Annotated in this window: 9 protein-coding genes; 2 read left to right on the top strand and 7 right to left on the bottom strand. The window is 72.2% G+C overall.

Annotated features, from left to right (window positions below; all coding sequences use genetic code 11):
* Positions 1-123: 123 nt before the first annotated feature.
* The 6 genes from gap to uvrC form a co-directional block, all read right to left on the bottom strand.
* Entirely contained in the window at positions 124-1131 is a 1008-nt protein-coding gene (gene gap, locus ACSURM_RS27635) for a type I glyceraldehyde-3-phosphate dehydrogenase (RefSeq protein WP_359042401.1), read from the bottom strand.
* Positions 1132-1429: 298 nt separating this feature from the next.
* Positions 1430-4375, bottom strand: coding sequence for a M14 family zinc carboxypeptidase (locus tag ACSURM_RS27630; RefSeq protein WP_436958499.1), 2946 nt, complete (start codon positions 4373-4375; stop codon positions 1430-1432).
* Between the two features lie 158 nt (positions 4376-4533).
* A complete protein-coding gene (gene whiA, locus ACSURM_RS27625; RefSeq protein WP_030605113.1) occupies positions 4534-5523 on the bottom strand; it encodes a DNA-binding protein WhiA in 990 nt (329 codons plus the stop codon).
* Positions 5514-6581 carry a gluconeogenesis factor YvcK family protein gene (locus ACSURM_RS27620; RefSeq protein WP_436958498.1) on the bottom strand — a complete coding sequence of 356 codons (1068 nt, stop codon included), beginning with the start codon at positions 6579-6581 and terminating at the stop codon, positions 5514-5516. The genes whiA and ACSURM_RS27620 overlap by 10 nt, the downstream gene beginning before the upstream one ends.
* Positions 6578-7621: an RNase adapter RapZ gene (gene rapZ, locus ACSURM_RS27615; protein ID WP_436958497.1), complete on the bottom strand. Its 1044-nt coding sequence runs from the start codon at positions 7619-7621 to the stop codon at positions 6578-6580. The genes ACSURM_RS27620 and rapZ overlap by 4 nt, the downstream gene beginning before the upstream one ends.
* Complete coding sequence (gene uvrC / locus ACSURM_RS27610) at positions 7618-9750, bottom strand: excinuclease ABC subunit UvrC (protein ID WP_436958496.1); 2133 nt, start codon at positions 9748-9750, stop codon at positions 7618-7620. The genes rapZ and uvrC overlap by 4 nt, the downstream gene beginning before the upstream one ends.
* 574 nt (positions 9751-10324) lie before the next feature.
* Between uvrC and ACSURM_RS27605 the strand changes: the two genes are divergently transcribed.
* Positions 10325-11272, top strand: a complete 948-nt coding sequence (locus tag ACSURM_RS27605; protein ID WP_436958495.1) for a hypothetical protein — start codon at positions 10325-10327, stop codon at positions 11270-11272.
* Between the two features lie 49 nt (positions 11273-11321).
* Here the strand turns inward: ACSURM_RS27605 and ACSURM_RS27600 are convergent, their stop codons facing one another.
* On the bottom strand, positions 11322-11747 hold the full coding sequence (locus tag ACSURM_RS27600) for a Rieske (2Fe-2S) protein (RefSeq protein ID WP_289965486.1): 426 nt from the start codon (positions 11745-11747) through the stop codon (positions 11322-11324).
* 298 nt (positions 11748-12045) lie between these two features.
* Here ACSURM_RS27600 and ACSURM_RS27595 point away from each other — a divergent pair, with 298 nt between their 5' ends.
* On the top strand, positions 12046-12966 hold the full coding sequence (locus tag ACSURM_RS27595; RefSeq protein ID WP_436958494.1) for a carbohydrate kinase family protein: 921 nt from the start codon (positions 12046-12048) through the stop codon (positions 12964-12966).
* Positions 12967-13066 lie beyond the last annotated feature (100 nt).

The raw sequence follows: 13066 nt of genomic DNA, 5'->3' as shown, positions 1-13066 counted from the left end.
CTGAGGAGGGCTCGTGTGCACCTGATCGTAAAAGGGCGTGGTCGCTACGTGGGACAGGGCCCGGTCAGCGCGACGGTGCGCTGCCCGAGCCCTGCTCTCACTTCGTGGTCCCGCTGTTTACGATCAGAGCTGGTTGCCGACGAAGACCGTGAGGTCCACGAGGCGGTTGGAGTAGCCCCACTCGTTGTCGTACCAGCCGATGACCTTCACGTTCTTGCCCTCCTGGACCATGGTCAGGGAGGAGTCGAAGGTGCAGGACGCCGGGGCGTTGACGATGTCGGAGGAGACGATCGGGTCCTCGGTGTAGTCGAGGAGGCCCTTCAGCTCGCCCTCGGCGGCCTTCTGGAAGGCGGCGTTGACCTCTTCCTTGGTGACCTCGCGGCTCAGCTCCACGACCAGGTCGGTGACCGAACCGGTCGGGACCGGGACGCGCATGGCCATACCGTCCAGCTTGCCCTTGAGGTGCGGCAGGACCAGGGCGGTGGCCTTGGCGGCACCGGTGGTGGTCGGGATGATGTTCTCGGCGGCGGCCCGGGCGCGGCGCAGGTCCTTGTGCGGGAAGTCCAGGATGCGCTGGTCGTTGGTGTACGCGTGCACCGTCGTCATCAGGCCCTTGACGATGCCGAAGTTCTCGTCGAGGACCTTGGCCATCGGCGCCACACAGTTGGTGGTGCAGGAGGCGTTGGAGATGACGTGGTGGCTCGCCGGGTCGTACTTGTCCTGGTTGACGCCCATGACGATGGTGATGTCCTCGTCCTTGGCCGGAGCCGAGATGAGGACCTTCTTGGCGCCGCCGGCGATGTGCTTCTCGGCGTCTTCCTTCTTGGTGAAGATGCCGGTGGACTCGATGACGATGTCGACACCCAGCTCGCCCCACGGGATGTCGGCCGGGTTGCGCTCGGAGAGCACCTTGATGGTGTGGCCGTCGACGGTGATCGTGTCGGCGGTGTGGGTGACCTCCTGCTTGAGGCGGCCCAGGATCGTGTCGTACTTGAGCAGGTGGGCGGTGGTCGCGGTGTCACCCAGGTCGTTGACAGCCACAACCTCGATGTCCGCCCCCTGCTCCAGCAGGGCGCGGAAGTAGTTACGACCGATGCGGCCGAAGCCGTTGATGCCTACGCGGATCGTCACGAACCGATCTCCTCGTTGGTACGCCGGCTATGCGGTGCCGGCGAGCTCTGTTTGGGATGTCCCCGACCACCCCCGACCCTACCTCTCTGAGGCCCCCTGGGTGACATCGAGATGACCCATACACGGGCAGGCGGTCCGTACCCGCCAGTAGAGGTACGGACCGCCCCGGATCGACAGTGGATTCACCCGTATTTGTTACGGAATGCCGGGCACCTCGGGCGCCATTTTCACTCGTTCGTGAGCGGGTCGGCTCACTTGATGAACCAGCCGTCCGCGCACCGTTGAGAGGGGTCCGCGCTCACCTGTCGAGCGCGGCGAACGCCTTCCTCAGCAGGGCCGTCCGGTCGGCCGCCGAGACCACCTGTTCCAGGCCGAATCCGAGCAGCACGGTGTCGTCCGTGGTGACCGCCGCGTAGGTCCGGAACAGGGCCCCGGTGCGGGCCCAGTCCTTGCGGACCGGGGCGCTGCCCGCGGGCGGCCCGGACGCCCGCCAGGCACCCAGGGACGACTCGAAGCCCTCCGGCTCGCGCGCCGCGCCGCCGACGACCAGGGAGGTCTCGTCGGCCAGGACGCCGTACCCGCCGGTGCCGGTGTCGGTGATGTACCCGATCGAGACCTCGACGGACTTCCCGGCGTACGCGCTCAGGTCGAAGCTCACCCGCTGCCAGCCGGCGGAGGTGCCATTGAGGCTGTTCCAGGCGCCGGTGGTCCCGGTCGCGGCGCAGGCGTTGGCGGCCGGCGTCAGGTAGTGCCTGAGCCACGGGTGCTCGCCGGTCAGCGAGCCGCACTCGTCCGGCACGGCCGTCCGCGTGGCCCCCGAGACCTCCGGCAGCGTGGTCCAGTCGTCGGCGCCCACGGTGTGCGCCTCGACCACCACGTGGTCGTAGCCGGGTTCGGTGTCCCACAGCAGCCGGGCGCTCAGGGCCGGCTTGTCGGCGGCGGTGACACCGGTGAGGTCGACGGTGCGGGTGAGGCGCTTGTAGGCGTCGTCGGTGTGCGCGGCGGCGGCCATGAAGGCGCCCGCGTACGGCCCGTACGGGTTGACGGTCCCGCTGAACGCCCCCGCGCCCGCGCTCCGGAACTGCGGGAACGCGGCGACCGGCAGTTCCTCGGAGGTGACGCCGTAGGTACCCGCCGCGTCGAGCGGGTTGCCGGGCGCGTCGCCGAGGGCGCCGGAGAAGCCGGCGAGCGCGCCGGAGCCGGTGAAACCTCTGGCTCCCTCGGCCGGCATCCGGTTGTAGGCGCCCAGGTAGTACTGGCTGAAGTCGTCCGAGAGGGTGCCGCCGCCGAGGTCGACGCTGCCGCCGGCCCGCTCGCCGGCCTCGATCAGCCTGCCGCCCTCGTTGAGGTAGGCGCGCAGGCGCAGCTGGGTGGCGTTGCCGGGGCCGCTCGCGCCGGAGTAGTGCACGACCGTCCGGAAGTGCTTCAGCACGCCGAGCGCGTCCGGGGCGCCCTGGGTCGCCACGTCCCACACGAGGGCCCGGTGCCCGGCGGCCCGGAGCGCGTCCGTGTAGGCCCGTGCCTGGGTGGCGGGGGTGCCCTCCTCGGCGACCACGAGGGTGTCGGCGGCCGGGCGCCGCGCGACGGTGTAGGTGAAGTGGGGGCTGGAGACCTTCTTGCCGCTCCTGGTCTCGCCGGTGAACCACACCTCCACCCGGTCGCCCGGCTCGCCGTCCCGCACCTCGGCGCGGTACTCGTCGAAGTAGAGGTTGTCCTCGCCGCCGTAGGTCTCGCCGCCCTTCCAGGGCCTGAGCGCCTGGTCGAGGGTGCGGCCGCCGTTGACGCGGTACTTCAGCTCCTTGTCCCGGACCGACTTGCGGGCGACGACCGCGACCTCCTGGTCCGCGCCCCGGGAGTACGACGTGGTGAACGCGGCCGGGGTGAAGTCGGCGGCGTCCAGGCCGACGGCGGAGGCCGGCCGGTCGGGGTGCGCCGCGGTCTCCGCGACGGAGAGCGCGAACGGGACGTTCTTGGCGAACTCCCGCTGGATCAGCTTCTCGTCGTCGGGGAAGGTGAAGCCCGACCGGCAGTCCCGGCTGTCCCAGGCGTCGTCCGGGTCGCTGTCCGACACGGTCCGGCAGGTCGACATCTCCGGGGTGAACATGGCCATCCCGTTGACGTTCGACGCGTGGCCGTCCGCCTCGCCGTTGGTGGTGTACAGCTCGGAGGAGACCTGCGGACGGTAGCCGGGGACGGCCGAGTTGTCCGGTGTGCCGGCCAGGGCCCGGTAGAGGACGTCGTCGGGGGTCGGCGTGGCCACCTGCCAGCCCACGCCGTAGAGCAGGAGTTCGGCAGCGGAGTGGTAGTTGATGCCGTAGCGGAAGCCGATCCGCTTCTCCAGGGCGTCCAGGGCCCTGGTCTCCGGCTCGGACCCGGGGCTCGCGCCGCGGTAGGTCTGGCTGGTGGGGTTGGGGGACGAACCCTCGTTGTCGTAGCCCCACTTGTAGGGGAAGTTGCGGTTGAGGTCGACGCCGTCGCCGCCGCCGATGACCCCGTCGCCGTCGACGTCCCGCAGGTTCTTGCGCCACAGGCGGGTGTCGGGGGCCTTGAAGGTGTAGTCGTAGCCGTCCGGGTTGGCCGAGAGGACGAACCACAGCTCGGTGGAGTCGACGATCTTCTTGATGCGCCGGTCGGTCTTGTAGTGGTCCAGGTAGTGGTGCATCAGCCGGCGGGTCATCTCCGGCGTGATCCACTCGCGCGCGTGCTGATTGGACATGTAGAGCACGGCCGGCTTGGCGCCGTCCTCGGACGTCCTCGCGTTCCTGGTCAGTTTGAGCGCGAGGATGTCCTGGCCCCTGACGGTCTTGCCGATGGACTCGACCTTGGTGAGGCCGGGGTGGGCCGCGGCGGTGCGGAGGATCTCCTCCTTCAGCCCGCCGCTTCCGCCGTACGGGCGGAACACGCCCTGGGCCGCGTCCTCGACCCGGGCCTCGGCCTTGGCCGAGAGGGTGTGCTCGGTGAGGGCGACGCCCTGCTCGCGCAGTCGCGCGGCCTGCGTGCCGGTGAGGTAGACCTCGACCCGGGTCCTGCCTCCCGCGGCCGTCCGCTCACCGAGTTCGTGACCGTCCTGACCGGCCTTGAGCAGCAGGGGTACCTGTTGCTCCGTGACCTCCGCGTGGAAGACCCTGACCTCTTCCGGCGCGGGTGCCGGGTCTCCGCTCCGCGCCTGGGCCGTGGGTGCCAGGCTCGCTCCGCCGATCATCAGCGCGCCGACAGCGAGGATCGATCTCGCTCCGTGTCTCATGAACCCCCCTACAGGTGGTCCGCACCAGCGGCGAACAAGGCTGCCAGGCTCATGGCACTCGATGATCGAGTCAAGAGCGCCTCATGGACACGCGAACGCCGGTGCCGGCCACCCGAAAGGGGGGCATTGGCACCGGCGAGTTGACGCTCCGTCCGGTTTCAGCCGGCCAGGTTCTCGGCCAGTTCCTCGGTGAGGTTGGCCTCCGTGCCCGGGATGCCCAGATCGGCCGCCCGCTTGTCGGCCATCGCCAGCAGCCGGCGGATACGGCCCGCTACCGCGTCCTTGGTCAGCGGCGGGTCGGCGAGCGCTCCCAGCTCCTCCAGGGATGCCTGCTTGTGCTCCATGCGCAGCCGCCCGGCGGCGGCGAGGTGCTCGGGAACCTCGTCGCCGAGGATCTCCAGGGCCCGCTGGACACGGGCGCCGGCGGCCACGGCGGCCCGGGCCGAGCGGCGCAGGTTGGCGTCGTCGAAGTTGGCGAGCCGGTTGGCCGTGGCCCGCACCTCGCGGCGCATCCGGCGCTCCTCCCAGGCCAGCACCGACTCGTGCGCGCCCAGCCGGGTGAGCAGGGCGCCGATCGCGTCGCCGTCCCGGACGACCACCCGGTCCACCCCGCGCACCTCGCGGGCCTTCGCGGCGATGGACAGCCTGCGGGCCGCGCCGACCAGGGCGAGCGCCGCCTCCGGGCCCGGGCAGGTCACCTCCAGGGAGGAGGAGCGGCCGGGTTCGGTCAGCGAGCCGTGCGCCAGGAAGGCCCCGCGCCAGGCCGCCTCGGCGTCACAGGTGGCCCCGGAGACCACCTGCGGGGGCAGCCCGCGGATCGGCCGGCCCCGCCCGTCGACCAGGCCGGTCTGCCGGGCCAGCTGGTCACCGCCCGCGACGACCCGGACGACGTAGCGCGAGCCGCGGCGCAGCCCGCCGGGGGCCATCACGATCAGCTCGGAGCTGTGGCCGAAGATCTCCAGGATGTCCCGCTTGAGCCGGCGCGCCGCCATCGCGGTGTCCAGCTCGGCCTCGATCACGATGCGCCCGCTCACCAGGTGGAGGCCGCCGGCGAACCGCAGGATGGCGGAGACCTCCGCCTTCCTGCAGCAGGTCCGGGTGACGGGGAGCCGGGAGATCTCGTCCTTCACCGCTGCCGTCATCGCCATGGGCCGATCCTTCCATGCATCCGAAAAATACGGTCGTACGCGGCGGCCAACAGCTCCGGGTCGTGCCGGGGCGATCCGTCGGTCCGGGCCACCGGCGCCAGCTCGACCGCGGCTCCCAGCCGCTTGGCGGCCTCGGTGAGCGAATCGCGGTCGGGCACGGCGGCCTCGTCGGCCAGCACCACGTCCAGGGCGAGTTTAGGGGCGTGTCGCCCCAAAACCTCCAAATGACGCTGCGGTGAGAAGCCCTCGGTTTCTCCCGGCTGCGGCGCCAGGTTCAGCGAGAGCACACGGCGCGCCTTGGTCTCGGTGAGGGCGTCCAGCAGCTCGGGCACCAGCAGGTGCGGGATGACCGAGGAGAACCAGGAGCCGGGGCCCAGCACCACCCAGTCCGCGTCCAGGACCGCCGCCACGGCCTCGGGGACCGCGGGCGGGTCGTTGGGCACCAGGTGCACCGACTGCACCTCGCCGGGGGTCAGGGCGACCGTCGCCTGTCCGCGCACCGTGTCCACGTCGTCCGGGCGCTCCGGGTCGTGGCCCTTGACCAGGGCCTGCAACTCCAGCGGCACGGCGGACATGGGCAGCACCCGGCCGTGCGCGCCGAGCAGCTTGCCGACCAGGTCCAGGGCCTGCACATGGTCGCCGAGCTGCTCCCACAGGGCGACGATCAGCAGATTGCCCACCGCGTGCTCGTGCAGATCGCCCTGGGACTGGAAGCGGTGCTGGATGACCCGGGCCCAGGTCTGACCCCACTCGTCGTCCCCGCACAGCGCGGCCAGCGCCTTGCGCAGATCGCCGGGCGGCAGCACACCCAGCTCGTCTCTGAGCCGGCCGCTGGAGCCGCCGTCGTCGGCCACGGTGACGACGGCGGTGAGGTCACCGGTGATCCGGCGCAGCGCGGCGAGCGACGCGGACAAGCCCATGCCGCCGCCGAGCGCGACCACTTTGGGCTGGGCGCCGCGCCGACGGGGCCGGCCGCCGCGGGCCTCGGCCGGGCGGCCGCCGCGCGCCTCGGGCACTATCCGGCGCAGCCTGCCCAGCCGCGGTGTACGTTGCGTCATTCCCGTCCCATGTCCCGGTGCACGACCACCGTCTCCACGCCCTCGGCCGCCAGGCGCGCGGCGAGCTTCTCCGACATCGCGACCGAGCGGTGCTTGCCGCCGGTACAGCCGATGGCGATGGTCACATACCGCTTGCCCTCGCGCCGGTAGCCGGCGGCGATGAGCCGCAGGAGTTCGGCGTACCGGTCCAGGAACTCCTTCGCACCGGGCTGGTTGAAGACGTAGGCCGCGACCTCCTCGTTGACGCCGGTGTAGGGACGCAGCTCCGGGACCCAGTGCGGGTTGGGCAGGAACCGCATGTCCGCGACCAGGTCGGCGTCGACCGGGAGGCCGTACTTGAAGCCGAAGGACATCACCGTGGCCCGCAGCTCGGGCTCTTCCTCCCCGGCGAACTGGGCGTCCATCTTGGCGCGCAGCTCATGCACGTTGAGGCTGGAGGTGTCGATCACCAGGTCGGCGTCGCCGCGCAGCTCGCGCAGCAGCTCGCGCTCGGCGACGATGCCGTCCACGATGCGTCCGTCGCCCTGGAGCGGGTGCGGCCGGCGCACCGATTCGAAGCGGCGGACCAGGGCCTCGTCGGAGGACTCCAGGAAGACGATGCGCCGGGTGACGCCCCGGGTGTCCAGGTCGGCGAGGGACTCGCGCAGGTTGTCGAAGAAGCGCCGGCCGCGCACGTCCACGACGACCGCGATCCGCGCCACGTTGCCCTGCGAGCGGGCGCCCAGCTCCACCATGGTGGGGATGAGGGCGGGCGGCAGGTTGTCCACGACGAACCAGCCGAGGTCCTCCAGACACTTGGCGGCCGTGGACCGGCCGGCTCCGGACATCCCGGAAATGATCACCAGCTCGGGGATGGCCGCCTCGGGGACCCCGGCTGTCTCGCTGCCCGTACTCACCTGTGCTCCGTTGTCCTGGCCCGTCTCCCGGCCGGCGTCGGGCCGGGCCGGGCCCTGGCCGGTGTCCTGCCGGACGGCCTCGCCGCCCGTGGCGCCGTGCGTCCGATCCCGCTGTGCCCTGGGCTGTGCGTCGTGCTCCGTCATGTCTCCTGCCCCCGTCGTTCGTCCGGGACGCCCGCGGTCACGGGCTCCCCCGAGGAACCCCCCGTCGTGTCGGGTTCCTCGTCCTCAATGATCTCTCCGGTCGCCGTGTTCACGGCGGGTGCTGCCGGGGCCGCCTGGGCGAGGGCCACGGCGATGGTCTCCGCCGTCTTCCGGCCTATCCCGGGCACTTCCTGGATCTGCTCGATTGTGGCGGACCGCAGCTTCTTCACCGAGCCGAAATGCTTGATGAGGGCCTGTTTGCGGGTCTCCCCGAGGCCGGGGACGTCGTCCAGCGGGCCGGCGCGGAAGCGCTTGGCGCGCTTGGTGCGCTGGTAGGTGATCGCGAAGCGGTGCGCCTCGTCGCGCACCCGCTGGAGGAGGTAGAGGCCCTCGCTGGTGCGGGGCAGCACCACCGGGTCGTCCTCGCCGGGCACCCAGACCTCCTCCAGGCGCTTGGCGAGACCGCAGACGGCGATGTCGTCGATGCCCAGTTCGTCCAGGGCGCGCTGGGCCGCGGCGACCTGCGGCTGTCCGCCGTCGACGACCACGAGCTGGGGCGGGTAGGCGAACTTCCGGGGCCGGCCGTCGTCGTCCTTGAGGGAGTCCGTGATCACCTCCGGGCCGGCGAGCGTGCCGTCGGTGCCGGGGCCGTCGTCACCGAGGGGGTCGGTGCCGGTGGCGTCGCCGAGGGGGCCGGTGCCGGTGCCGTCGGCCCACTCCCCCGTCCGCTCCTTCTCGGCGAGGTAACGCCGGAAGCGGCGGCTGATCACCTCGTGCATGGAGCGCACGTCGTCCTGGCCGGCGAAGCCCTTGATCTGGAAGCGGCGGTACTCGCCCTTGCGCTGGAGCCCGTCCTCGAAGACGACCATGGAGGCCACCACGTCGTCGCCCTGGAGATGGGAGATGTCGTAGCACTCGATCCGCAGCGGGGCGCTGTCCAGGCCGAGGGCCTCGGCGATCTCCTCCAGCGCGCGCGAGCGGGTGGTCAGGTCGGAGGCGCGCTTGGTCTTGTGCAGCGCGAGGGACTGCTGGGCGTTGCGCCGCACGGTCTCCATGAGCGCCTTCTTGTCGCCGCGCTGCGGGATGCGCAGCGACACGTTCGCCCCGCGGCGGCCGGTCAGCCACTCCTGGATCGGCTCGACCGGCTCGGGCAGGGCCGGGACCAGCACCTCCTTGGGAACGGCGTCCCCGCTCTCCTCGCCGTACAGCTGCTGCAGGGCGTGCTCGACCAGGGCGCCGGTGGTGACGTCCTCGACCTTGTCGGTGACCCAGCCGCGCTGACCGCGGACCCGGCCGCCGCGTACGTGGAAGATCTGCACGGCCGCCTCCAGCTCGTCCTCGGCGACGGCGATGAGGTCGGCGTCGGTCGCGTCGGCGAGGACGACCGCGTTCTTCTCCATGGCCTTCTTCAACGCCCCGATGTCGTCGCGCAGACGGGCCGCCCGCTCGTACTCCATCTCCTCGGCCGCCTCCATCATCTGCTTCTCCAGACGGCGGAGGTAGGTGCCGGTCCGGCCGGCCATGAAGTCGCAGAACTCCTCGGCCAGCTCCCGGTGGTCCTCGGGGGTGATCCGGCCGACGCAGGGCGCGGAGCACTTGTCGATGTAGCCGAGCAGACAGGGGCGGCCGGTGCGGGCGGCGTTCTTGAAGACACCGGCCGAGCAGGTGCGCACCGGGAACACCCGCAGCAGCAGGTCGACGGTGTCCCGGATGGCCCACGCGTGCGCGTACGGCCCGAAATACCGCACGCCCTTCTTCTTGTGACCGCGCATCACCTGGACGCGGGGGAACTGTTCGTTCATCGTCACCGCGAGGTACGGGTAGCTCTTGTCGTCGCGGTACTTGACGTTGAACCGGGGGTCGTACTCCTTGATCCAGGAGTACTCCAGCTGCAGTGCCTCGACCTCCGTGGACACCACGGTCCACTCCACGGACGCGGCGGTGGTCACCATCGTCCGGGTGCGCGGGTGCAGGTTCGCCAGGTCCTGGAAGTAGTTCGCCAGGCGCTGGCGCAGGCTCTTCGCCTTTCCGACGTAGATCACCCGGCGGTGCTCGTCGCGGAACCTGTACACCCCCGGGGAGTCCGGGACGTCACCCGGCCTGGGGCGGTAGCTGGAGGGATCGGCCATGTCTCACACCCTACTGGCGAGCACCGACACCGCGTCGGGTCCTGTGCCGGGCCTGTGGATAACCCTCGCACCCGTACGGCGGCCCGCCCGGACCGACGGTGTGCCGTGGGCGGCCGGGGGTGCGTGTGGGCCGAGAGGTGCGCCGTGGGTCGGTGTGCCTTGGGCAGCCGGGGTGTGCCGTGGGCCGGGGTGTCCGCTGCCAGGGCGCGGGCGCGGGGTCCCGGCATGTCCGACGGCCGGGATCCGGCCATGCCGGGCGTCGGGGACGCGCCGGGCGCGGCCCGCCCGCCGCTTGCCGGCGGGGCCCGGGACGAGGGCCCACCGCGACACGTTCCGGTCCGCTCCGCCGTCCGCGCGACGGCGAGGTCCGGCCAGTCGTCCGGAACGACCGGGCCGAGGTGTTGTCGGGTCCTGGTCAACACGCTTCAATGCGGGGGAATCGGCGCCGCGCACCCAGGTGTGCGGGCTCGGCCTGCCCGGCCCCGGGTGTGCGCCGCGCCCACGGAGGCGGTCCCGCACACCGGCGCAGGCGGTGTGACCGGGCGTAGTGACACTCACAGAAAGGCCCCTCGGCATGCGGCATGCCACAGAGCACGCGGACGTCCCCGCCGCGGAACTGGACACGGCCCTGCGGGGCGGCCCCTTCCACGTGGCGCTGCGCGCCGCTATCGCCGCACGCGGACTGCCGCTCCAGCGGGTGCAGCACCATCTGTCGCGTCACGGGGTCAAGGTGGGCGTCACCAGCCTGAGTTACTGGCAGCAGGGCGCGCGCCGCCCGCAGCGCCCGGAGTCGCTGCGGGCCGTACGGGCGCTGGAGGAGATCCTCCGGCTGCCCGACGAGTCGCTGATCCGGCTGCTCGCCGAGTCCGGCGGGCAGGCGTCCGCAGACCACCCGGCGGGCCACTCCTACCGCTCCCTGGTCGAGGCGTCGGACGTTCTCGACCGGCTCACGGCCGGCCTCGGCTGGTCACTGGACGGCGGACTGCGCACCCTGAGCCACCACGAATGCGTCCGGATCGGCGCCCGGCGGGAGCTGGCGAGCCGTGAGGCCCACCACATCGTGCGCGCCCACCACGACGGCGTCGACCGCTTCGTCGCCGTCCATCACGGAGACCCCGGCTGCGACCCCCGCCGCGTCACCGTGCACGCCCTGGAGAACTGCCGCACCGGGCGCCTGCGCTGGGACCGGGACACCGGCGTCCTGGTGGCCGAGCTGCTCTTCGGCACGCGGTTACGCTCGGGCGACACCTTTCTCTTCCGGTACGCCGTCGAGGACGGCACGGCCGGGGCGTCCCGTGAGTACCGTCACCGGTGCGGCGTCCCCGGCGGCCAGTACGCCCTCCAGGTGCGCTTCGACGCGGCGGCCCTGCCGGTGCGCTGTCATCGCTTCGCCCAGCACTCGGTGGCGGCCCCGCGCACCGGCCGGCAGGAGCTGCCCGTGACCGGTCCGCATCACACCGCCCATCTGGTCGAGCCACGGCTGCGGCCGGGCATCCTGGGGATCGCCTGGGACTGGGAGTGACCGGCCCTCGCCCCCGCGCCGCCCGGCCCTGGCCCCGGCGGCTCCGCAGTCAGTTCGCCGGACCGGCGACGATCCGGCCGTCGGTGGCCTTCACCGCCAGCTCGATCAGCGGCTCGGTGGCCGGCGCGGCGACCACCTTTCCGGTGACGGCGTCGAACCGGCTGCCGTGGCAGGGGCAGACCAGCGTCGTCCCCTCCAGCTTGTTGATGGGGCACCCCGCGTGCGTGCAGATCGTGCTGTACGCCTTGAGGCCGCCGTCCTGGTCACGGCTGACCACCACGTTGTGATCCCGGTAGAGCTTCGCCCCGCCCTTCGCGACCTCGCTCTCCTTGCCGAGGTCGACGGACTCGGTGGCGGCGGATGACGAGCCGCCTTCGTCCGGGGAGGAACACGCGGCCAGGGCGAGCCCGGCGACCGGGGCCGCGGCGGCCCCTCGAAGGACGGTACGACGGCTCGCGGAGGAGCGGGCGGGCATCTGGACTCCACTGGTCAAGGGGTGTGCGGAGCGCACGATACCGGGACAGAGGGGCCGCTCCTCGAGCGGGGGGCGACGCGTGTGGTCGCTCACGTGAGCGTTTACGCCGAGCCGGGTCATGGGATAGCGTCCCGGCCGGAAGACGACCGAGGGCCGGGTGGTCGGATCGGTGAGGAACGGTGGACCCGCGCGGTGAAGGTTCGTCCACCGCGCGTCCTGCGGCCGCCCCGGTGCCGGGCCGCGCCGAAGCCGCCGGACGCACCGCACCGTCCGCGCTGTCCGAGAAGGGAACCGCCTCGTGATCGTCGTCGCCGGTGAGGCACTGATCGACCTGGTACCGCAGGGCCCCGGTGCCCTCGCGGACCTGAAGCCGGCGCCGGGCGGCGGGCCGTACAACACCGCCGTGGCCCTCGGCAGGCTCGGCTCCCCCACCGCCTTCTGCTCGCGCGTGTCGTCCGATGCCTTCGGTGAGACCCTGCTGGACGGGCTGCGGCGGACCGGGGTCGACGTGTCCCTCGTACAGCGGGGGCCGGAGCCGACGACCCTCGCCGTGGCCACGCTCGACGCCGGCGGCTCGGCCGCCTACTCCTTCTACGTCGACGGCACCGCCGACCGTCTGTTCACCGCCCCCGCCGCGCTCCCCGCCGGGACGCGCGCGGTCTCCTTCGGCACCTGCTCGCTCGTCCTGGAACCGGGGGCGAGCGCCTACGAGGAGCTGCTGCGGACCGCTGCCGGGCAGGGTCTGTTCACCGCGCTCGATCCCAATGTCCGGGCGGGACTGATCCCGGACGCGGACGCCTACCGGGAGCGTTTCCGGAGCTGGCTGCCCTCGGTGACGCTGCTGAAGCTGTCCGCGGAGGACGCGGCGTGGCTCGGCGGCACGCCGCGCGCATGGCTGGCCGCGGGACCGGCGGCCGTGGTGATCACGCGGGGCGGCGACGGTCTGACCGTGTTCACCCGGGACGGCGGGGAGCTTTCCGTGCCGGGTGAGAAGGTCGATGTCGTGGACACCATCGGGGCCGGCGACACGGTGAACGCGGCCCTGCTGCACGGGCTGGCCGCCCGTGAGGCGCTGTCCGCCGAAGCGCTCGCCGCCCTCGGGACGGAGGGCTGGACACGGCTGTTGCGCTTCGCGGCCCGGGCGGCGGCGATCACCTGTTCGCGGGCGGGGGCCGAGCCGCCGTACGCGGCGGAGCTGGGTGATCCGGCCGCGCCGTGAGCGGCTGTTCTTCCCTGTGAGCGGCTGTTCTTCCCTGTGCTGTTGACAAGGTACGACCGGGCCGGTGGTGGTGCGGGGACCTGCCGGGCCGCCGGACCGG

Origin of the sequence: Streptomyces sp. SudanB182_2057 (assembly GCF_964272715.1) — a bacterium.
Taxonomy (GTDB): Bacteria; Actinomycetota; Actinomycetes; order Streptomycetales; family Streptomycetaceae; genus Streptomyces; species Streptomyces rubradiris.
The sequence above is the reverse complement of the archived record's forward strand: the minus strand, read 5'-3'. Positions and strand labels throughout refer to the sequence as shown.

Coding starts and splice junctions, on each gene's coding strand:
- ACSURM_RS27630 (WP_436958499.1), bottom strand. CDS start 4,375: ATGAGACACGGAGCGAGATCGATCCTCGCTGTCGGCGCGCTGATGATC.
- whiA (WP_030605113.1), bottom strand. CDS start 5,523: ATGGCGATGACGGCAGCGGTGAAGGACGAGATCTCCCGGCTCCCCGTC.
- ACSURM_RS27620 (WP_436958498.1), bottom strand. CDS start 6,581: ATGACGCAACGTACACCGCGGCTGGGCAGGCTGCGCCGGATAGTGCCC.
- rapZ (WP_436958497.1), bottom strand. CDS start 7,621: ATGACGGAGCACGACGCACAGCCCAGGGCACAGCGGGATCGGACGCAC.
- uvrC (WP_436958496.1), bottom strand. CDS start 9,750: ATGGCCGATCCCTCCAGCTACCGCCCCAGGCCGGGTGACGTCCCGGAC.
- ACSURM_RS27605 (WP_436958495.1), top strand. CDS start 10,325: ATGCGGCATGCCACAGAGCACGCGGACGTCCCCGCCGCGGAACTGGAC.
- ACSURM_RS27600 (WP_289965486.1), bottom strand. CDS start 11,747: ATGCCCGCCCGCTCCTCCGCGAGCCGTCGTACCGTCCTTCGAGGGGCC.